Genomic DNA, 19,848 nt, shown 5'->3' on the forward strand with positions numbered 1-19,848 from the left:
GTGCGGCACGCCTGCGCGGGAACGTCCTCGGCGGACGTTAGGGTTCCACCCATGGCCGGAGGCACCAAGTCGTCCACGCGCAACAGCGCGTCACCCCGAACACCGGCACGCGGCACATCGACGCGTGCGGGTGCGTCGTCGCGCGGTTCGACCCCGGCCCGTGGAGCGTCGAGCAAGACGGCCGCGACCACGAAGAAGCTCCCGGCAGCGCCGGTCGCGTTCGACGAGCCGAACCCCCTGGTCACCGGGTGGCTCGGAATGGCGCACGGCGTCGGAGCGATGTTCCGGGTGCTCGGGCAGGAGTCGCTCGAGAAGGACCAGCGTCGTGACGGCTTCCCGTTCCTGCTCTTCCTGCTCGCGATCGCCGGCGCCGTCGTCGAGTGGTTGAACCCGACGAACTCCGTGTCGGTCGCACTCGACGCGTACACGTTCGGCGGGCTGTTCGGCCGCCTCGCCTTCGCGCTCCCGGTGATCATGATCGTGTTCGCGGGGTGGCTCTTCCGGCACCCGGCGTCGGTGCACGACAACACGCGCATCGGGATCGGGCTGGGACTCCTCGTCGTCTCCATCGCCTCGCTGTGCCACATCTACGGTGGTCGGCCGGGCGCAGCGGACGGCATGCCGGCGCTCGCGCAGGCGGGCGGGATCACCGGCTGGGTCGTGATCGGTTGGCTCGTCGCGTTCGCGACGGCGTGGATCGCGACCCCCGTGGCGATCGTGCTCCTGGCCCTGTCGCTGTTCATCATCACGAAGACCCCGCCGAACCGTGTCGGAGACCGTGCGCGGGAGCTGTACGCCTACCTGTTCGGTACGCAGGTCCCCGACGAGTCCAGCGAGGACGCCCCCGCCGGGGTCGCCACGAAGACCAGGCCGCTCCGGCGTGGCACGAAGTCCGACGACCCGGCGCTCTTCGACCAGTTCGACGAGCTCGGGATCGGCGCACACGACTCCGACGACCCGGATGGCGACGGGGGCCCGTCGACCATGCCGTGGTGGCGGCGGAACAAGTCCGGGCGCGAAGAGGACCCGGCCTACGACTCCCCGGTGCTGGCACCGTCCGAGTCCGCCGCTGCCGCCGGTCGCGGTGCGGGTGCGGGTGCGGGCGCGGGGACCACGATCGGTGCGGCCGCCGGGCTCGTCGACCACACGCCGGCCGAACCGTCGTCGCTCAACCTCAACGACTCGATCGAGCAGGACGTCGCGGACGACCTCGACCGCGCCGAGCGGGCCCTCCGCGACTTCGGCGGACCGGCAGCCGCAGCCGCCCCGGTCGCACCCATCGTGCCGTCGGGCGTCCCGGGTCCGTCCCCGGACCTCTCGAACGCGCCGGACGTCCCGAGCGCCGCCTCCGCGCCCACCGGGATGATCCGCCCCGCCGGCGCCGTCCCCGATGCGGGAGCAGCACGGCCCGAGTCGGCCGACGCACCCGCCGACGGCCTCCCGTCCACCACGACGGACGACGGTCCGAGCAGGCCCTACCGGTTGCCCGCAGCGTCCACGCTGAGCCCGGGGACCCCGGCCTCCACGCACAGCGCCGCGAACGACGACATCGTCGCCGCGATCACGATGGTCCTCACCGAATTCAAGGTGGACGCGAAGGTGACCGGGTTCTCCCGCGGGCCGACGGTCACGCGGTACGAGATCGAGCTCGGGCCGGGCGTCAAGGTCGAGCGGGTCACGGCCCTCTCGAAGAACCTGTCGTACGCGGTCGCCTCGAACGAGGTCCGGATCCTGTCGCCCATCCCCGGCAAGAGCGCGATCGGCGTCGAGATCCCGAACTCCGACCGCGAGATCGTCTCCCTCGGGGACGTCCTCCGGTCCAATGCCGCCACGAAGAGCAAGCACCCGATGACCATCGGTGTCGGCAAGGACGTCGAGGGCGGCTTCGTGGTCGCGAACCTCGCCAAGATGCCCCACCTGCTCGTCGCCGGGTCGACCGGGTCCGGCAAGTCGGTCTTCATCAACTCGATGATCACCTCGCTGCTGATGCGCGCGAAGCCGTCCGAGGTCCGCATGGTCCTCGTCGACCCGAAGCGCGTCGAGCTCTCGATCTACGCCGGTGTGCCGCACCTCATCACGCCCATCATCACGAACCCGAAGAAGGCCGCCGAGGCACTCCAGTGGGTCGTCAAGGAGATGGACATGCGGTACGACGACCTCGCGTCGTTCGGCTTCCGGCACGTCGACGACTTCAACCGCGCGGTGAACAACGACGAGATCGTGCTCCCCGCGGGGAGTGAGCGGACGCTCAAGCCGTACCCGTACCTGCTCGTCGTCGTCGACGAGCTCGCCGACCTGATGCTCGTCGCCCCGCGGGACGTCGAGGAGTCGATCGTCCGCATCACCCAGCTCGCACGTGCCGCCGGGATCCACCTCGTGCTCGCCACGCAGCGTCCGTCGGTCGACGTCATCACCGGCCTCATCAAGGCCAACGTCCCGTCCCGGGTCGCGTTCGCGGTGACGAGCGTCACCGACTCCCGGGTCATCCTCGACCAGCCGGGCGCGGACAAGCTGATCGGCCAGGGGGACGCGCTCTTCCTGCCGATGGGTTCCTCGAAGGCCGTCCGCGTGCAGGGCGCGTGGGTGCAGGAGAGCGAGGTCGTCGAGGTCGTCGCGCACGTCACCCGGCAAGCCCGCCCGGAGTACCGCCAGGACGTCCAGGCCGTGGTGGAACGCAAGGAGATCGACGCCGACATCGGTGACGACCTCGAGCTCCTCGTCGCCGCGGTCGAGCAGGTCGTGTCCACCCAGTTCGGCTCGACGTCGATGCTGCAGCGGAAGCTCCGGGTCGGGTTCGCCAAGGCCGGCCGCCTCATGGACCTGATGGAGTCGCGTGACATCGTCGGCCCCTCGGAGGGGTCGAAGGCCCGCGACGTCCTGATCACCGTCGAGCAGCTCGCCGAGACCATCGCGAAGCTGAAGGGCGAGGAGCCGCCGACCGGTTCCGGTCCCGACGGCTCCGCTCCGATCCGGCCGGGAGGCCCGACACCGGTCCCCGGCGACGGCCGCGGTGGTGCCATGGTCGCGCCCGGCACCTCCGGCCCGGACGCCGCGCCGGCGTCGGCACCCTCCGACGACTGGAGCTCGGACTACCGCGGTGCGAGCGATCCGATCGCAGACATGACGCGCGGGTACGCTGAGACCGACCCCGAGTCCGACGAGGACGCGTGGGGACTGACCGGCAGGGAGTGACGATGACCGCCTCGGACAACGACACCGGGCGCAAACGGTTCCCCTGGCGCGGACGCCTCGTCCGATCCGGAACCGGACCTGCGTCCACCGCGAACATCGCGAACATCATCACCGTCATCCGGATCCTGATGGCCCCGGCGTTCGTCGCGCTGCTGCTGGTCGACGACGGCCGCGACGGCGTGGAGCGCATCTACGCCGCGGTGCTGTTCGTCGTGGCGATCGTCACCGACAGCGCCGACGGGATCATCGCGCGTCGGCAGAACCTCGTGACGGACTTCGGGAAGCTCGTCGACCCGATCGCCGACAAGGTGCTCATCGGTGGGGCGCTCGTCTCGCTCTCGATCCTCGGCGAGCTGCCCTGGTTCGTGACCGTGCTCATCATGGTCCGCGAGATCGGCATCACCGTCTTCCGCTTCCTGGTGCTCAGCGACCGGGTGATCCCCGCGAGCCGTGGCGGCAAGGTCAAGACCGTGCTGCAGGCCGTCGCGATCACGGTCGCCCTCATTCCGTTCTGGACCCTGTTCGGCGACTGGGTGCACTGGGTCAACACGATCCTCATGTCCGCCGCGTTCATCGCGACCGTCTGGAGTGGCCTCGACTACCTGTGGCAGGCGTGGAAGCACAACCGGTCCGCCACGTGACCATGTGTCATGACCATCGGGGTCGATGCGGGAACCGGCCATGTGCGCGCCGGTCGTGACCCGGTGAGCCGGCCCGTGCCTCCCGTCCGACCAGGCGGCATCGCCGCGCTCGTCGTCGCGGCGCTCACCGAGCGTGGTGAGACGGTGGCGGTGGCGGAATCGCTGACCGGTGGGCTCGTCGTGGCGGAGCTTGTGTCCGTGCCCGGCGCGAGCGCGGTCGTGCGCGGTGGAGTGGTCGCCTACGCGACGCCCGTCAAGCACTCGGTGCTCGGGGTGGACGCCGGACTCCTCGCGGCGAACGGGGCGGTCGACCCCGAGGTCGCGTGTCAGATGGCGGAGGGGGTGCGCGCCCGTCTCGCGGTGGACGGCACACCCGCCACCTGGGGCATCAGCACCACGGGGGTCGCGGGGCCTGAACCGCAGGACGGCAGACCCGTCGGCACGGTGTTCGTCGGCATCGCGACCGGTCACTCACGCGAGAGCGTCGAGTTGCACCTGGATGGCGACCGCGATGCAATCCGGACGGCGGTCGTCTCCGAACTCCTGACACGTCTGCACCTGGCCGTGACCGGTCGGTGACTCGGGGAATAGCCCGCGTTTCCATCGGGTTACATCTGAGGCATTCACAAGCAGCAACTCAGGACCGCTGGTTACCATCGGGGAAACCGACGGCAGTAGTGTTGCTGACCCGCATCGATCACCGGGATCGAACGGGCGTGGGGATGACAGAGAGGAGGAGTGCTCATGGTTCTCGTTCGTCAGGAAATCGGCGATGTGCTTCGAGACTTCCGCTTGCAGAAGGGCCGGACACTCCGCCAGGTCGCGAGCAAGGCCAGCGTCGCGCTCGGCTACCTGAGTGAGGTGGAGCGCGGCCAGAAGGAGGCCAGCTCCGAGATCCTCGCCTCGGTCGCGGACGCGCTCGAGACGCCCATCTCGGTCATCATGCGCGAGGTCGGTGACCGCCTCGCGGTCATCGAGGGGCTGAGCCCCGTGCCGGACATGCTGCCCGACGAACTCGTCGCCGAGTTCGACAACGACCTCGCGGTCCGCTGACTCCGGTCAGACTCCGCAGCGAACGCCCCGGTCCCACGTGGACCGGGGCGTTCGTGCGTGCGCGCGGCGAGCGTCCTAGGCTGGTCTGATGCGTGTGAGTGAGTTCTGGCGGGCCGTCGAGCAGGAGTTCGGCGAGGCGTACGGTCGTGTCGTCACGAGCGATGTCGTCCTCGCGGACGTGGGGAGCCGTTCGGCGGTCGACGCGATCGCGGCAGGTGTGCCGGCGCGCCGGGTGTGGGAGGCGCTCTGTGCAGCGCAGGACGTCCCGGTCGAGCGGCGGCACGGCAAGGGTCTGGCGGAGCCGAAGGACTGAGCGGTCGGGCGGACCGTCGGTGCGTATCGACGAGCCCTCCGTTCGAACACATCTTCGGCGTGGCGCTCGAACACGTGTTCGGTCGGTGCTACCGTCCTCCACGGATGCACACTCCGCGAGATCGTTCCACAGGGGCCGTGTCCGCCGGCAGCGATGTCGGTGGCCGACCCTAGGTTCGAAGCCATCGGAGCACATCCGACGCCTTGTCTGGTGAACCACGGACCCTGCCCCATCGGTCCGGGGGAGCCGACAGCCTACAGGCACCGACATCGAGCACGAAGGAGCACACCATGCCCTCACCCGCAGACCGCGAGAAGGCCCTCGAGACCGCACTCGCCCAGATCGACCGTCAGTTCGGCAAGGGGTCCGTGATGCGCCTCGGGAGCGACGAGCGTGCCCCCGTCGCGACCATCCCGACCGGTTCCGTCGCGCTCGACGTCGCGCTCGGCATCGGCGGACTGCCCCGCGGTCGGATCATCGAGATCTACGGCCCGGAGTCCTCCGGAAAGACCACGCTGACGCTGCATGCCATCGCGAACGCGCAGCGGAACGGCGGCATCGCTGCGTTCATCGACGCGGAGCACGCGCTCGACCCGGAGTACGCCAAGAAGCTCGGTGTCGACATCGACGCCCTCCTCGTCTCACAGCCCGACACCGGTGAGCAGGCGCTCGAGATCGCGGACATGCTCGTCCGGTCCGGCTCCATCGACCTCATCGTCGTCGACTCCGTGGCGGCACTCGTACCCCGTGCCGAGATCGAAGGCGAGATGGGTGACACGCACGTCGGCCTCCAGGCGCGGCTCATGTCGCAGGCGCTGCGCAAGCTCGCCGGTGGGCTCAACCAGACCCAGACGACGATGATCTTCATCAACCAGCTCCGCGAGAAGATCGGGGTGTTCTTCGGCAGCCCGGAGACCACCTCCGGCGGCAAGGCGCTGAAGTTCTACGCCTCGGTGCGGCTCGACATCCGCCGCATCGAGACCCTCAAGGACGGCACCGACGCGGTGGGCAACCGCACCCGCGTCAAGGTGGTCAAGAACAAGATGGCGCCGCCGTTCAAGCAGGCCGAGTTCGACATCCTGTACGGCGTCGGCATCTCGCGAGAAGGCTCCCTCCTGGACTTCGGTGTCGAGCACGCGATCGTCAAGAAGTCGGGCGCCTGGTACACCTACGAAGGCGACCAACTCGGCCAGGGCAAGGAGAACTCGCGGAACTTCCTCATCCAGCACGCGGAGATCGCGCTCGAGATCGAGCAGAAGATCCTCTCGAAGCTCGGTGTCGGTGGTGCCAAGCCGGCCGAGGTCGCGCCCGTCGAGTCCATCGAGCCGAAGCTCGCGGCTCCGAAGGTCCCGATCCGGAAGGGTGCGTGACCGGCGACGACCGTTCGCGTCCTGACGACGACCTCGCACCGGTCACAGACCTGTTCGGTGCGAGGTCGCGTCGTCTCCGCGGGCGGGCTGCCGACGATGCGACCGCGAACCACGCGGCACCGGGCGCGACGACTACGGGCAGCGCTTCGGCTGGGCGGCCCGGTCCACCCGGGGGATGGGCGGACGCGGCGGAGCCCGGCGCCGACGAACTCCCGAGCATCGGTCGTGCACGCGCGTCCGACGACGACGGCGAGCACGTCGGTGACGGCCACACTCCGACGGACGAACCCGGGGCATGGCTCGCACCGGTGACCGGTCAGTACCGATCGAGTGGTCGGCGTCCCCCGGAGGGTGGTGACGAACCGACCTCGCTCGACGCGCTCCGTGCGGCTGTCACGTCGATCGAGGGGCGTCCGACGTCGGATGAGCACACCGGGGCTGGCGGGGGCACGGAAGCACGGCCGGTGGCCGACCTCGGCGCCGATGTCGGCGAGGTCGTCGACGACGGAGCGGAGCCGCCACCGTCCGCCGAGGACGCCCGCGCCGACGCCGAGAAGATCAGCATGCGGACCCTGTCCCGACGCGGGGTCAGCACCTCCGAGCTCCGGACGGTGCTCCGCAAGCGGGAGTTCGATCCGGACGTGATCGAGACAGAGGTCGAGCGACTCACCCGTGTCGGTCTCCTCGACGACGAGCAGCTCGCATCCGACCTCGTGGACCGTCTGCACGACCGCAAGGGCCTCGGCCGGCAGGGAGTCGTGGCGGAGCTCCGTCGTCGAGGCATCGACCAGCTCGTCATCGACACGGTCCTCACCACTGCAGATGACGACGATGCCGGGGACGCCGAGGCGGAGCGCGCGCTCGACCTGGCCATCAAGCGTGCCGGTCAGATGCGCGGTCTCGATCGCGAGACCGCGGAACGGCGGCTCTCCGGGTTCCTCATGCGCAAGGGGTACGGGGGCGGGATCGTCCGCACCGCGGTGCGGACGGCGCTCGACGGTTCGTCGTCGCGCCGGGGCGGTGGAGTGCGCTTCGAGTGAGTCCGGCGACAGCACTGTCGGTGTCCGGGCGGCTTTACACTGAGGGCACCATGTCGATCGTCGAAGCGCGGCCGCGCACCTACGAAGTCCGTACCTACGGGTGCCAGATGAACGTGCACGACTCGGAGCGGCTCAGCGGTTCGCTCGAGGCGGCAGGCTACGTCCGTGCCGACGGCGAGCAGGCCGACGTCGTCGTGATCAACACGTGCGCCGTGCGCGAGAACGCCGACAAGCGGCTCTACGGCAACCTCGGCCAGCTCGCGGGGACCAAGCGCGACCACGACGGCATGCAGATCGCGGTCGGTGGGTGTCTCGCCCAGAAGGACAAGAGCGTCATCCTCGAGAAGGCTCCATGGGTGGACGTCGTGTTCGGCACACACAACATGGGGTCGCTGCCGGCGATGCTCGAGCGTGCACGACACAACGGCGAGGCGCAGCTGGAGATCCTCGAGTCGCTCGAGGTCTTCCCGTCGACGCTCCCCACCAAGCGCGACTCGACGTACAGCGGGTGGGTGTCGATCTCCGTCGGGTGCAACAACACCTGCACGTTCTGCATCGTGCCCTTGCTGCGCGGCAAGGAGAAGGACCGCCGGCCGGGTGATGTGCTCGCCGAGATCCAGGCACTCGTGGACGACGGCGCGATCGAGGTGACGCTGCTCGGGCAGAACGTCAACTCCTACGGGGTCGAGTTCGGGGACCGTCTGGCGTTCGGCAAGCTCCTGCGCGCGACCGGCGCGATCGAGGGGCTGGAGCGTGTCCGGTTCACGAGCCCGCACCCGGCCGCGTTCACCGACGACGTCATCGACGCGATGGCGGAGACGCCGAACGTCATGCCACAGCTGCACATGCCGCTCCAGTCGGGGTCGGACCGGATCCTGAAGGCCATGCGGCGGAGCTACCGCAGCGAGCGGTTCCTCGGCATCCTCGATCGCGTCCGCGCGAAGATCCCGGACGCGGCGATCACGACGGACATCATCGTCGGGTTCCCGGGGGAGACCGAGGAGGACTTCCAGGAGACTCTCCGGGTCGTCGAGGCCGCGCGGTTCTCGTCCGCGTTCACGTTCCAGTACTCCATCCGTCCCGGCACCCCTGCGGCGACCATGGACGACCAGGTCCCGAAGCAGGTCGTGCAGGAGCGCTACGAGCGGCTCGTCGCCCTCCAGGACCGGATCGTCGCCGAGGAGCACGCGAAGCAGGTCGGCCGGACGGTCGAGGTCCTCGTGGCGACGGACGAGGGACGGAAGGACGACGCGACCCACCGGCTGTCCGGCCGCAGCGAGGACTCGCGACTCGTGCACTTCGCCGTGCCCGCCGGCGCCGAGGTCCCGCGTCCGGGCGACGTCGTGTCGATCGAGGTCACGCGGGCGGCGCCCTTCTACCTCATCGCCGACACCGACGAGCCTCTCCGGATCCGGCGGACCCGAGCCGGGGACGCATGGGACCGCGCGCAGGCTGCGTCGTGCGGTGTCCCGGTGCCGAGCGCGGGCACGGCCACGGCGACGGCCAAGCAGGGCCCCGTGTCCCTCGGCCTCCCCGGGCTGCGTGTCGGCACCCCGGTGGGACACTGACGGATCCGTGCCCGACCAGGACGGCCAGCAGCCGAGCCAACCACACCCGGACACAGTGCAGCCGGACCCACCGCACCCGCACCCGCACCCGCGGCACCCGAGTCCGTCGCTGATCGCCGTCGTCGGCGCGACCGGCACGGGCAAGTCGGACCTGGCCGTGGCGATCGCCCGGCGGCTCCGCGACACCGGGATCCATGCCGAGGTCGTGAACGCCGACGCGATGCAGCTGTACCGCGGGATGGACGTCGGGACGGCGAAGCTCCCCGCGGTCGAACGGCACGGCATCGAGCACCGGATGCTCGACGTCCTCGACGTCACGGACGAGGCGAGTGTCGCGGCCTACCAGTCCGAGGCCAGGACGACGATCGACGGCATCACCGCCGCCGGTGGCATCGCGATCCTCACGGGTGGGAGCGGTCTCTACGTCTCGAGCGTGCTCCACGACCTCGACTTCCCGGGCACGGACCCGGAGCTCCGCGCCCGCCTCGAGGCCGACCTCATGACCGAGGGGCGTCCGGCTCTCCTCGAACGGCTCCGCGCCCTCGATCCGCAGGCGGCGGCGACGATCGACGCGCAGAACGGCCGGCGTCTGGTCCGCGCGCTCGAGGTCGCGAGCCGTGCGGACGTCGTCCGTCCGACCCTCCCGGCGGCACCCCGCGCCTGGCGTCCGGCGCGGGTCCTGCACCTCACCCGGACGCGCGAGGTGCTCGTCCCCGCGCTCCACGACCGCGCCGCGCAGATGTTCGCGAGCGGACTCGTCGACGAGGTCGAGGGGCTCGTCGACGCGGGGCTCGAACACGGCAGGACCGCGAGCCGGGCGATCGGGTACGCACAGGCCCTCGACGTGCTCCGCGGACGGTCGAGCGAGGCCGACGCGATCGAGGCGACCGGTGTCGCGACCCGCAAGTACGCCAGGCGGCAGGTGTCCTGGTTCAAGCGCTACCGTGACGCCGAGACGCTCGACCTGACGTTCGCTCCGCGCGACGACCTCGAGGCGCTGGCCCGTAGGATCGTCGGGTGACGGATCTGCACTTCACCAAGGGCCACGGCACGGGCAACGACTTCGTGCTGTTCGCCGACCCGGACGCCGCGGTCGACCTGAGCCCCGAGCGGATCCGGGCCATCGCGGACCGCCGGTTCGGCGTCGGTGCCGACGGTGTCATCCGCGCGGTCCGGTCGGACGCGATCGCGGTCGGGGCACCGATCGTCGCGGAGGATCCCGACGCGGTGTGGTTCATGGACTACCACAACGCCGACGGCAGCGTGGCGGAGATGTGCGGCAACGGCGTCCGCGTGTTCGCGCGCTACCTGACGGAGGCGGGGCTCGTCGAGCTCGCGCCGGGGGGGACCCTGTCGATCGGCACCCGGAAGGGCGTGGTCGACGTCCAGCGCACCACGAACGGCTTCTCCGCCGATCTCGGCCGGTGGGCCCTCGGCATCGCCGGGACCGGTCTCGACAGCACGGACGGGGTTGGCGACGACGACCTCGCCGTGCGGGCGAAGAACCTCGAGGGTGCCCGGCCCGGCCTCGGCATCGACGTCGGGAACCCGCACGTCGTGGTCGCGGTCGCCACGGACGACGAGCTCGCGGGCCTCGACCTGACGTTCGTCCCGGTGCTGGATCCCGCCCCGGCGTCCGGCGCGAACGTCGAGTTCGTGCTGCCGGGTGATCCGCTCGTGCAGGACGGGGTCGGCAGCATCACCATGCGGGTGCATGAGCGCGGCAGCGGCGAGACCCTGTCCTGTGGGACCGGTGCGGTGGCTGCGGCGCTTGCCGTGCGGCACTGGGCGGGCCCGAAGGCGCCGAACACCTGGCGGGTCGGCGTCCCCGGCGGGGTGCTGACGGTGCGGATGTTCCCGGCCGAGGACGGCGAACACGTCGCGTTGGCCGGTCCGGCGGACCTGGTGTTCTCCGGCGACCTGACCGTCTGACCCGCGGGCGGCCCGACCCGCGGGCGGCCTGACCCGCGGGCGCCGCGACCAGTGGCCACGACCGCACGACCGCACGGCCTGGAGGTACGGCGCACGTCCGCACCGTGACCGTGCGTTGTGGAGACGGTCCGGGCCTCAGGTCCGTGCCTTCCGCACCGCGCTCCAGACGTGACCCCTGCTGGGGGAGCCGTGCCGCGCCTCCAGTCCGGCGTTCCGCACCGTTCTCCGGACGTGACCCTGGTCGCGGAGCCGTGCCGCGCCTCCAGTCTGGTGTGCCGCACCGTTCTCCGGACGTGACCCTGGTCGCGGAGCCGTGCCGCGCCTCCAGTCCGGCGTGCCGCACCGTTCTCCGGACTGCGCACCGTCGTGCGGGGCGGTGGAGAGCGAACTCGGCGGTGCGGCGCGAGTGCGCTCGCGCTGCGTCAGGCCGCGTTCACGCCGTGCGGTGCACCCGGATCACGCGGTACCCCTTGTCCGTGGTGGTGCGCGCGACGGCGAAGTCATCGCCGAGCGTGTCGGCGAGCCAGCGCTGCAGGGAGTCCCCGCCGAGGTTCTTCGACACCACGAGCCAGGCATCCCCGCCGACGGTGAGGCGCGGGATCCACGTCGTCAGGATGGTGTGCAGCTCGTCCTTGCCCACACGGATCGGCGGGTTCGACCAGATCGTCGTGAACCGGAGGTCAGCGGGCACGTCCTGCGGCAGTCGGACCGTGAGGTTCGTCGCGCCGGCCGAAGCGGCGTTCGCCCTGGCGAGGTCGAGCACGCGCTCGTTCACGTCGACACCCCAGACGTCCGCCGCGGGGGACTGCAGCGCCATCGTGATCGCGAGGGGCCCCCACCCGCATCCGATGTCGAGGAACGAGCCGTCCTCCGGCACGCGGGGCACGGACTGCAGGAGCACCCTGGTGCCCGCGTCGAGTCGGGTGGGGCTGAAGACGCCGGCCGCGGTGGTCAGCTGGACGGTCTTGCCCGCGAGGGTCACGCTGATCTGCCGCGGACGCGCATCGCTCTCCGGGTTCGCCGAGAAGTAGTGCTCGTTCGCCATGGATGAACCGTACCGTTCAGCCGGTGTGTCGAGCGCATCGCGGAGGTACCCTGTGGAGCAATGACAGACCAGGACAGCACCTCCACTTCGGGCGAGGACGCCCGGCTCCACGCTGACGGCAACGAGGGCGACAGCGTCGTCGAGCGTGTGCTCAGGAACGCCGACTCCCGCGCATCGGTGTCGTCGGTGTTCGCACCAGCCCAGGCCATCCAGACCCGCGACGTCGACCAGACCGGCTGGCAGGGCGACGGCGACCAGTTCGACCGCGACGACCGCGCCGCCCTCCGCCGCGTCGCCGGACTGTCCACCGAGCTCGAGGACGTCACCGAGGTCGAGTACCGGCAGCTCCGGCTCGAGAACGTCATCCTGATCGGCGTGTACGCCCAGGGCGATGCGCAGGACGCTGAGAACTCCCTGCGCGAGCTCGCTGCCCTCGCTGAGACCGCCGGCGCCGTCGTGCTCGACGGCCTGCTGCAGCGTCGCCCGCACCCCGATCCGAGCACCTACCTCGGTCGCGGCAAGGCCGAGGAACTGCGCATGGCCGTCGCCGCCGTCGGCGCCGACACCGTGATCGCGGACACCGAGCTCGCGCCGTCGCAGCGCCGAGCGCTCGAGGACGTCGTGAAGGTCAAGGTCATCGACCGGACCGCCGTGATCCTCGACATCTTCAGCCAGCACGCCAAGAGCCGAGAGGGCAAGGCGCAGGTCGAGCTCGCCCAGCTCGAGTACCTGCTCCCGCGACTCCGCGGGTGGGGTGAGTCGATGTCGCGTCAGGCGGGTGGCCAGGTCGGTGGTGCCGGGGCGGGCATGGGATCGCGCGGACCCGGTGAGACGAAGATCGAACTCGACCGTCGGCGCATCCACACGCGCATGGCGAAGCTCCGTCGGCAGATCGCCGGGTTCAAGCCCGCACGGGAGGCCAAGCGCGCCGAGCGCACCCGGAACGAGGTGCCGAGCGTCGCGATCGCGGGCTACACCAACGCCGGCAAGTCGTCGCTGCTCAACCGGCTGACGAGTGCGGGTGTGCTCGTGCAGAACCAGCTGTTCGCCACCCTCGACGCGACCGTCCGACGGACCGAGAGTGCGAAGGGGCGGCCGTACACGTTCTCCGACACCGTCGGGTTCGTGCGGAACCTGCCGCACCAGCTCGTCGAGGCCTTCCGCTCCACCCTCGAAGAGGTCGGCGACTCCGACGTCATCGTGCACGTGGTCGACGGATCGCACCCGGACCCGGTGTCGCAGCTCGCGACCGTCCGCGACGTGATCGGTGACGTCGGTGCGCGCGAGATCCCGGAGATCGTAGCCTTCAACAAGGCCGACCTCATCGATGCCGACCAGCGGCTCGTGCTCGTCGGCCTCGAGCCCGACGCGGTGTTCGTGTCGGCGCGCACCGGTGAGGGCATCGAAGACCTGCTCCGCGCGATCGAGGCCCGGCTCCCGGAGCCCGACGTCGCGCTCACGCTCGTGGTGCCGTACGACCACGGCGAAGTCGTGTCGAAGCTGCACGACGAGGGTGCGGTCGAGTCGACCGAGTACGTGCCCGAGGGCACGCGGGTCTCGGTGCGTGTGTTCCGTCGGCAGGTCGCGGACCTGGCGCCGTACGTCGCGGACGTGGTGCAGCCGGCCTGACGCGGGTCGCCGGACGGGCCGACGGACGGGCCGTCAGATCGAGCGGAGGACCGCGACGACCTTGCCGAGCACCGAGGACTCGTCGCCCAGGATCGGTTCGAACGCAGAGTTGCGGGGGAGCAGCCACGTGTGACCGTCGCGCTGGCGGAAGACCTTCACCGTGGCCTCCTCGTCGAGCATGGCCGCGACGATGTCACCGTTCTCGGCGGTCTGCTGTGACCGGACGACCACCCAGTCGCCGTCGCAGATCGCGGCATCGATCATCGACTCGCCGACGACCTTGAGCATGAAGAGGTCACCGGTCCCCACGAGCTGCCGGGGGAGCGGGATGATCTCGTCGACGTGCTGCTCGGCCGTGATCGGCACACCGGCCGCGATGCGCCCCACGAGGGGCACGAGCGTCGTCGCGTCGATGTCGGGACCGTCGGTGGCCATCGGCTCGTCGACCAGGACCTCGAGCGCGCGGGGGCGGTTCGGGTCACGGCGGATCCAGCCCCCGAGCTCGAGCTGCCCGAGCTGGTGGGTGACACTCGAGAGCGAGGACAGGCCGACGGCGTCGCCGATCTCGCGCATGCTCGGCGGGTAGCCACGGTTCGCGATCGATGCACGGATGGCGTCGAGGATCGACTGCTGCTTGGCAGTGAGGGGCTTCTGGGCCCGCAGTTCGTCCGCCACGTCGTCGCCTTCCGGTCGTGCTGTCGATCATGCGGCGGGAATGTCGGTGGTCCCCGCTTGACTGATACCAGTCGATCGAAACTGTATCCGGCCGACTGACCCCGGACAAACACATGTTCGAGCGTGTCGCAGGAAAATCCCCCAGAAATCACTCCAGGGGACTTGCATGCGTGTCCGTTCGAACGTATGTTCGGTACACGGGTTCGATCCGCACCCGCCAGATGCAGGCACACAGTCAGGAAGGCAGACGACATGAGCACCGCGATGATCTCCCAGCGCAGCACCACTGTTCGGACGCGACCGGCCGTCGGTCCCGCAACGGCGGCGGCCACTCCGAAGCTCCGCCTCACACGCCGGGGTCGCGTCGTGTTCACGACGGTCGCGGCGATCCCACTGCTGATCGTCGTCGCGCTCGCGGTGCTGAACGGAGGGCAGGCATCGGCTGGGGACGGGTCCACGTCGGGATCGCCGGCGACGTTCCAGACCGTGACCATCGAGCCCGGCGAGTCGCTGTGGCAGGTGGCGGAGGAACAGGCCCCGAACAGCGACCCGCGTGAGTTCGTGCAGGATGTCCTGACGCTCAACAACCTCGACGGGTCCGCGGTCCAGGCCGGGCAGCAGATCGCGATCCCCGCCCAGTACAGCACCAGCAAGTAGCGAGCAGCACAGCACCAGCAAGTAGCGTGCAGCACCAGCAAGTAGCGAGGCGACGAGCTCGACGCGGCGGGCTGCACGCGGTCGGACCGTCCGGACGGCCGGGCTCCCGTTGCCCGTCGCGGAATAGCATGGGGTGTGGCGTTCACCCTCGAAGACCTTCCTATCCGTGATGACCTGCGCGGGCAGAGCCCGTACGGCGCGCCGCAGATCCATGTGCGGGTCGCGCTCAACGTCAACGAGAACACCCACCCCGTCCCGGACGACGTCGCCGCGGACATCCTCGAGTCGGTGCGTCAGGCCCTCGTGACGGTCAACCGGTATCCGGACCGCGAGTTCACGGCACTCCGCGAGTCGCTCGCGGGGTACCTCAGCACCCCCGGGCAGATCGTGGCCGCCGAGCAGATCTGGGCGGCGAACGGCTCCAACGAGGTCATCCAGCAGCTCCTACAGGCGTTCGGTGGCCCCGGGCGGAGTGTGCTCGGCTTCCCGCCGACTTACTCGATGCACTCGATGATCGCGGCCGGAACCGGGAGCCGATGGATCCCGGCCGAGCGCGACGAGTCGTTCACGATCTCGCCGGCAACCGCTGCGGCCGCGGTCGAGCAGCACCGTCCGGACCTCGTGTTCCTGTGCGGCCCGAACAACCCCACGGGGACGCCGCTCTCGCTCGAGACGATCGCCGCCGTGTACGACGCCACGGACGGCATCGTGATGGTGGACGAGGCGTACGCGGAGTTCATGCCGAAGGACCGTCCGAGCGCCGTCACACTGCTGCCCGGTCGCGAGCGCCTGGTGGTCTCCCGGACGATGAGCAAGGCGTTCGCCTTCGCCGGCGCCCGTGTCGGGTACCTCGCGGCGCACCCCGCGGTGGTCGATGCACTCCGCCTCGTCCGGCTCCCGTACCACCTCTCCGCCCTGACGCAGGCCGCCGCGATCGCAGCGCTCCGACACGCGCCGGAGATGCTCGGCATGGTGGACGACATCGTGGTGCAGCGGGACCGCATCGTCACCGAGCTCCGTGAGATGGGCTACCACCCGTACGACACGTGGTCGAACTTCGTGCTCTTCGGGGGTGTCGACGACCCGAACGCCGTGTTCGAGGCGCTCCTGACGCACGACGTGATCGTCCGGGACCTCGGGATCCCCGGGCACCTTCGGGTCAGTGCAGGCACGGCTGCCGAGACGTCGGCGTTCCTGGACGCCATGCGGGAGATCACCGCATCGCGCCCCGCCGTTAGGGTTGAGGCATGACCGCGCGCACCGCCTCGATCACGCGGACGACGAGCGAGTCCTCCGTCTCGCTGTCGCTCGACCTCGACGGCACGGGCCGGTCGTCGATCTCGACGTCCGTGCCCTTCTACGACCACATGCTCACCGCCTTCGCGAAGCACTCCCTGATCGACCTCGACGTCACCGCGACGGGCGACGTCGACATCGACGCACACCACACGGTGGAGGACACCGGGATCGTCCTCGGACAGGCGCTCCGCGCCGCCCTCGGCGACCGTGCGGGTATCGCGCGGTACGGGGACGCCCTCGTCCCGCTCGACGAGGCGCTCGCCCAGGCGGTCGTCGACGTCTCGGGCCGTCCGTACCTCGTGCACTCCGGGGAGCCGGAGGGGTTCGCCCTGCACCGCATCGGCGGACACTTCACGGGCTCACTCGTGCGGCACGTGTTCGAGGCGATCACGATGCACGCCGGGCTCACCGTGCACCTCCGTGTGCTCGACGGCCGCGATCCGCACCACATCGCCGAGGCGGAGTTCAAGGCGTTCGCGCGTGCGCTCCGTGCGGCGATCGTACTCGACCCCCGCGTGGACGGCGTGCCCTCGACCAAGGGCTCGCTGTGACCGAGACCCCAGCCGCAGGCGCCCGTCCGTCGGTCGTCGTGCTCGACTACGGGTCCGGCAACATACACTCGGCTGCCAAGGCCCTCGAGCTCGCTGGAGCCGACGTCACGGTCACGGGCGACAAGCAGGCCGCGTTGCGCGCCGACGGGCTGCTCGTCCCGGGCGTCGGGGCGTTCCGCGCGGTCGTCGACCAGCTCGCGACGGTGCAGGGTGCCGAGATCGTCGACCGCCGGCTCGCCGGTGGTCGTCCGGTCCTCGGCATCTGCGTCGGCATGCAGGTGCTGTTCGAGCGGGGGATCGAGCGCGGCGAGGACGTCGAGGGACTCGGGCAGTGGCCGGGCACCGTCGAGGAGCTCCACGCCGAGGTCGTGCCGCACATGGGCTGGAACGACGTCGACGCCCCCGAGGACTCGGTGCTGTTCGACGGCATCCGCGGCGAGCGGTTCTACTTCGTGCACTCGTACGGCGCGACGCGGCTCGACATCGACGGACACGGTCCGTTCTCCGCGCCGAAGACCACGTGGGCGACCCACGGCGACCGCTTCCTCGCGGCCGTCGAGAACGGTCCGCTCTCGGCAACCCAGTTCCACCCGGAGAAGTCCGGGGCCGCGGGCATCGCACTGCTGGCCAACTGGGTCCGGACCCTCTGAACCCATCCGAGCACGCTCGGGCGGCGACCCTCCGTCCGCGGAACCGCAGCCGGCGCGCCCATCGCACCCCGATCCTCCCGGAAGGCCCATGTCCGAACAGCACTCGTCCGAACTCGTCAACACCGCACCGCTCGTGCTCCTGCCGGCCGTCGACATCGTCGACGGCACCGCGGTGCGCCTGACGCAGGGCGAGGCGGGCAGCGAGACCGGCTACGGCGACCCCGTCGACGCGGCGGCGGCCTGGCATGAGCAGGGTGCGGAGTGGATCCACCTCGTCGACCTCGACGCAGCGTTCGGCCGCGGCGAGAACCGCGACGTGATCGGACGGATCATCCGGAAGGTCGAGGGGATCTCGGTCGAGCTCTCGGGCGGCATCCGGGACGACGCATCCCTCGAGGCCGCGCTCGAGACCGGAGCGGCACGGGTCAACCTCGGCACGGCGGCCCTCGAGGACCCGGAGTGGACGGCGCGGGTGATCGGCCAGTACGGCGAGCGGATCGCCGTCGGCCTCGACGTCCGGGGCACCACCCTCGCGGCACGGGGTTGGACCCGGGACGCGGGCGACCTCTTCACGGTCCTCGCCCGGCTCGAGGACGCGGGATGCGCTCGCTACGTCGTGACCGACGTGGCGAAGGACGGCACGCTGCAGGGGCCGAACGTCGAGCTGCTCCGCCGGGTGCTGGAACACACCGATCGTCCGGTCGTCGCGTCCGGCGGCATCTCCGCACTCGACGACCTGCGCGCGCTCCGGGAGCTCGTGCCACTCGGCCTCGAGGGTGCGATCGTCGGCAAGGCGCTCTACTCCGGGGCGTTCACGCTGCCGGCGGCGCTCGACGTGGCGTCCGAGTGACGGACGCAGACCCGCACGGACACGAGCCGCAGCCGCACCCGCAGCCGCAGCCGCACGCGGACAGCGCCGGACTGCCGTGGGAGGGGCGGACCTTCCAGGCGCACGACACCACGTTCGCGGGTGACGACGGATCCGCGGACGAGGCCCTGATCGCAGCCATCGAGGCCGTCCAGCGTGGTGAGGGTTCGCACGGCACGGTGCTCGACGCCGTCCGGCAGGCCCGGCTGCTCATCCCGCTCGTCGCCCACGCGGGCGACGTCGGGACGACCTCGGACGGACGGACCGTCGACAAGACCCAGGAGCTCTCGATCGTCACGGTGGCGGGTCCGGACGGTCGTACCGTGATGCCGGCGTTCACGTCCGTGGCGGCGATGCAGTCGTGGGATCCCACCGCCCGGCCGATCCCGGTCGAGGCACGCCGGATCGCGATGGCGGCGGCGAGCGAGGGTACCGAGCTCGTCGTGCTCGACCCGACCGCGCCGACGGAGTTCGCGCTCCGTCGTCCGGCCGTGTGGGCGCTCGGGCAGGACGTGCCGTGGATCCCGTGCTTCGAGGACCCCCGGGTCGGCGCGGCGGTCGCGGCGTCGGTGGCGGACGAGCCGTCCGTGGTGCGGGTCGAACTGGCACCGGGGGACCCGTTCGCCCGTTTCGCGGGGCCGGAGCTGACGGTCGGACTCGTGCTCGTGCCGGGGCTCGACGAGGCTCGGTTGCACGCGCTGCTCGGACGGCTGCAGCGACGGTGGGCGGTCGACCCCGCGGTCGCGGAGCACGTCGACAGCCTCGGGATCGCACTGCGTCCGGCAGGCTGACGCCGGACCGGCACCTGCTCGCCTGGCCAGTCTGAACACGGCGATCCACCCGGAACACCCGGATGTGGGTGTGCAGCGCGGACGAGCGTGTTCAGAACACCCGGACGGACGGGCACGCCGACCGGCCCGACGTCAGTTGACCGGACCCGTGTACTTCTCGCCGGGGCCCTTGCCGGGTGCGTCCGGGATCGCCGAGGCCTCGCGGAACGCCAGCTGGACGCTGCGGAGCCCGTCCCGCAGCGGCCGGGCGTGGTGGTCGCCGATCTCCGCGGCCGCGGCGGTGACGAGCCCGGCGAGGGCGGTGATGAGCTTGCGGGCCTCGTCGAGGTCCATCTGCCGCTCGGGGTCGTCCGCGAGTCCCACCTTGACAGCGGCCGCGCTCAGCAGGTGGATGCTCACGGTGTTGATGAGCTCGACCGCGGGGACCTCGGCGATGTCGCGCGCCTCGTCCCCGGAGAAGACGGGCTCGCTGTCGGTGTCGTACGGGCTGTCGGTCACGTGGCTCCTCTGCTAGAGTGGTCGGCGGCAGTTGCTGTCGTGTGCCCTGACCGTGGTCGGAAGACCTCGGGCGGAT

At 70.7% G+C, this 19,848-nt stretch carries 20 protein-coding genes; 17 read left to right on the top strand and 3 right to left on the bottom strand.

The window, feature by feature from the left end:
• The first annotated feature begins 51 nt into the window (after positions 1 to 51).
• The 10 genes from ASF23_RS11005 (at position 52) to dapF (ending at position 11,109) form a co-directional block, all read left to right on the top strand.
• Positions 52 to 3,192, top strand: coding sequence for an FtsK/SpoIIIE family DNA translocase (locus ASF23_RS11005; RefSeq protein WP_055952967.1), 3,141 nt, complete (start codon positions 52 to 54; stop codon positions 3,190 to 3,192).
• A 2-nt stretch (positions 3,193 to 3,194) separates the two neighbouring features.
• On the top strand, positions 3,195 to 3,833 hold the full coding sequence (gene pgsA / locus ASF23_RS11010; protein WP_055952970.1) for a CDP-diacylglycerol--glycerol-3-phosphate 3-phosphatidyltransferase: 639 nt from the start codon (positions 3,195 to 3,197) through the stop codon (positions 3,831 to 3,833).
• Between the two features lie 9 nt (positions 3,834 to 3,842).
• Positions 3,843 to 4,412, top strand: coding sequence for a CinA family protein (locus ASF23_RS11015; protein ID WP_082474035.1), 570 nt, complete (start codon positions 3,843 to 3,845; stop codon positions 4,410 to 4,412).
• A gap of 165 nt (positions 4,413 to 4,577) precedes the next feature.
• Positions 4,578 to 4,886, top strand: coding sequence for a helix-turn-helix domain-containing protein (locus tag ASF23_RS11020; RefSeq protein ID WP_055952973.1), 309 nt, complete (start codon positions 4,578 to 4,580; stop codon positions 4,884 to 4,886).
• 88 nt (positions 4,887 to 4,974) lie between these two features.
• Complete coding sequence (locus tag ASF23_RS11025; protein ID WP_055952976.1) at positions 4,975 to 5,199, top strand: DUF3046 domain-containing protein; 225 nt, start codon at positions 4,975 to 4,977, stop codon at positions 5,197 to 5,199.
• 290 nt (positions 5,200 to 5,489) lie between these two features.
• Positions 5,490 to 6,569, top strand: coding sequence for a recombinase RecA (gene recA, locus ASF23_RS11030; RefSeq protein WP_055952979.1), 1,080 nt, complete (start codon positions 5,490 to 5,492; stop codon positions 6,567 to 6,569).
• A complete protein-coding gene (locus ASF23_RS11035) occupies positions 6,566 to 7,609 on the top strand; it encodes a regulatory protein RecX (RefSeq protein WP_055952982.1) in 1,044 nt (347 codons plus the stop codon). Before recA ends, ASF23_RS11035 begins: the two co-directional genes overlap by 4 nt.
• 50 nt (positions 7,610 to 7,659) lie before the next feature.
• Positions 7,660 to 9,177 carry a tRNA (N6-isopentenyl adenosine(37)-C2)-methylthiotransferase MiaB gene (gene miaB, locus ASF23_RS11040; protein ID WP_055952986.1) on the top strand — a complete coding sequence of 506 codons (1,518 nt, stop codon included), beginning with the start codon at positions 7,660 to 7,662 and terminating at the stop codon, positions 9,175 to 9,177.
• A gap of 55 nt (positions 9,178 to 9,232) precedes the next feature.
• Complete coding sequence (gene miaA / locus ASF23_RS11045) at positions 9,233 to 10,198, top strand: tRNA (adenosine(37)-N6)-dimethylallyltransferase MiaA (RefSeq protein WP_200919347.1); 966 nt, start codon at positions 9,233 to 9,235, stop codon at positions 10,196 to 10,198.
• Positions 10,195 to 11,109, top strand: coding sequence for a diaminopimelate epimerase (gene dapF / locus ASF23_RS11050; RefSeq protein ID WP_055952989.1), 915 nt, complete (start codon positions 10,195 to 10,197; stop codon positions 11,107 to 11,109). Before miaA ends, dapF begins: the two co-directional genes overlap by 4 nt.
• Before the next feature lie 433 nt (positions 11,110 to 11,542).
• On the opposite strand, the gene ASF23_RS11055 is transcribed toward dapF, so the two are convergent.
• Positions 11,543 to 12,154 carry a class I SAM-dependent methyltransferase gene (locus ASF23_RS11055; RefSeq protein WP_055952992.1) on the bottom strand — a complete coding sequence of 204 codons (612 nt, stop codon included), beginning with the start codon at positions 12,152 to 12,154 and terminating at the stop codon, positions 11,543 to 11,545.
• Positions 12,155 to 12,214: 60 nt separating this feature from the next.
• Here ASF23_RS11055 and hflX point away from each other — a divergent pair, with 60 nt between their 5' ends.
• Positions 12,215 to 13,783, top strand: coding sequence for a GTPase HflX (hflX, locus tag ASF23_RS11060; protein WP_082474036.1), 1,569 nt, complete (start codon positions 12,215 to 12,217; stop codon positions 13,781 to 13,783).
• Between the two features lie 33 nt (positions 13,784 to 13,816).
• On the opposite strand, the gene lexA is transcribed toward hflX, so the two are convergent.
• Complete coding sequence (gene lexA / locus ASF23_RS11065; RefSeq protein ID WP_055952994.1) at positions 13,817 to 14,458, bottom strand: transcriptional repressor LexA; 642 nt, start codon at positions 14,456 to 14,458, stop codon at positions 13,817 to 13,819.
• 252 nt (positions 14,459 to 14,710) lie between these two features.
• Here lexA and ASF23_RS11070 point away from each other — a divergent pair, with 252 nt between their 5' ends.
• From ASF23_RS11070 to ASF23_RS11095, 6 genes are all read left to right on the top strand, one after another.
• Positions 14,711 to 15,115 carry a LysM peptidoglycan-binding domain-containing protein gene (locus ASF23_RS11070; protein ID WP_082474037.1) on the top strand — a complete coding sequence of 135 codons (405 nt, stop codon included), beginning with the start codon at positions 14,711 to 14,713 and terminating at the stop codon, positions 15,113 to 15,115.
• Between the two features lie 135 nt (positions 15,116 to 15,250).
• Positions 15,251 to 16,366, top strand: a complete 1,116-nt coding sequence (locus ASF23_RS11075; RefSeq protein WP_055952997.1) for a histidinol-phosphate transaminase — start codon at positions 15,251 to 15,253, stop codon at positions 16,364 to 16,366.
• A complete protein-coding gene (hisB, locus tag ASF23_RS11080; protein ID WP_055953000.1) occupies positions 16,363 to 16,965 on the top strand; it encodes an imidazoleglycerol-phosphate dehydratase HisB in 603 nt (200 codons plus the stop codon). The genes ASF23_RS11075 and hisB overlap by 4 nt, the downstream gene beginning before the upstream one ends.
• On the top strand, positions 16,962 to 17,615 hold the full coding sequence (gene hisH, locus ASF23_RS11085; RefSeq protein WP_055953003.1) for an imidazole glycerol phosphate synthase subunit HisH: 654 nt from the start codon (positions 16,962 to 16,964) through the stop codon (positions 17,613 to 17,615). The genes hisB and hisH overlap by 4 nt, the downstream gene beginning before the upstream one ends.
• 88 nt (positions 17,616 to 17,703) lie before the next feature.
• On the top strand, positions 17,704 to 18,465 hold the full coding sequence (gene priA / locus ASF23_RS11090; RefSeq protein ID WP_055953006.1) for a bifunctional 1-(5-phosphoribosyl)-5-((5-phosphoribosylamino)methylideneamino)imidazole-4-carboxamide isomerase/phosphoribosylanthranilate isomerase PriA: 762 nt from the start codon (positions 17,704 to 17,706) through the stop codon (positions 18,463 to 18,465).
• Complete coding sequence (locus ASF23_RS11095) at positions 18,462 to 19,274, top strand: SseB family protein (protein ID WP_055953009.1); 813 nt, start codon at positions 18,462 to 18,464, stop codon at positions 19,272 to 19,274. The genes priA and ASF23_RS11095 overlap by 4 nt, the downstream gene beginning before the upstream one ends.
• A 132-nt stretch (positions 19,275 to 19,406) precedes the next feature.
• On the opposite strand, the gene ASF23_RS11100 is transcribed toward ASF23_RS11095, so the two are convergent.
• Positions 19,407 to 19,772 (bottom strand): DUF1844 domain-containing protein, encoded by a 366-nt coding sequence (locus ASF23_RS11100; protein ID WP_055953012.1) that lies wholly within the window; start codon positions 19,770 to 19,772, stop codon positions 19,407 to 19,409.
• Positions 19,773 to 19,848 lie beyond the last annotated feature (76 nt).

Source organism: Curtobacterium sp. Leaf261, assembly GCF_001422205.1.
Taxonomy (GTDB): domain Bacteria; phylum Actinomycetota; class Actinomycetes; order Actinomycetales; family Microbacteriaceae; genus Curtobacterium.

Bases quoted from the DNA above. Each gene is read 5' to 3' on its own strand.
- hflX (WP_082474036.1), top strand. From the start codon at position 12,215: ATGACAGACCAGGACAGCACCTCCACTTCGGGCGAGGACGCCCGGCTC.
- miaB (WP_055952986.1), top strand. From the start codon at position 7,660: ATGTCGATCGTCGAAGCGCGGCCGCGCACCTACGAAGTCCGTACCTAC.
- ASF23_RS11015 (WP_082474035.1), top strand. From the start codon at position 3,843: ATGACCATCGGGGTCGATGCGGGAACCGGCCATGTGCGCGCCGGTCGT.
- ASF23_RS11055 (WP_055952992.1), bottom strand. From the start codon at position 12,154: ATGGCGAACGAGCACTACTTCTCGGCGAACCCGGAGAGCGATGCGCGT.
- ASF23_RS11070 (WP_082474037.1), top strand. From the start codon at position 14,711: ATGAGCACCGCGATGATCTCCCAGCGCAGCACCACTGTTCGGACGCGA.
- hisB (WP_055953000.1), top strand. From the start codon at position 16,363: ATGACCGCGCGCACCGCCTCGATCACGCGGACGACGAGCGAGTCCTCC.
- ASF23_RS11005 (WP_055952967.1), top strand. From the start codon at position 52: ATGGCCGGAGGCACCAAGTCGTCCACGCGCAACAGCGCGTCACCCCGA.
- recA (WP_055952979.1), top strand. From the start codon at position 5,490: ATGCCCTCACCCGCAGACCGCGAGAAGGCCCTCGAGACCGCACTCGCC.
- priA (WP_055953006.1), top strand. From the start codon at position 17,704: ATGTCCGAACAGCACTCGTCCGAACTCGTCAACACCGCACCGCTCGTG.
- pgsA (WP_055952970.1), top strand. From the start codon at position 3,195: ATGACCGCCTCGGACAACGACACCGGGCGCAAACGGTTCCCCTGGCGC.
- ASF23_RS11025 (WP_055952976.1), top strand. From the start codon at position 4,975: ATGCGTGTGAGTGAGTTCTGGCGGGCCGTCGAGCAGGAGTTCGGCGAG.
- ASF23_RS11020 (WP_055952973.1), top strand. From the start codon at position 4,578: ATGGTTCTCGTTCGTCAGGAAATCGGCGATGTGCTTCGAGACTTCCGC.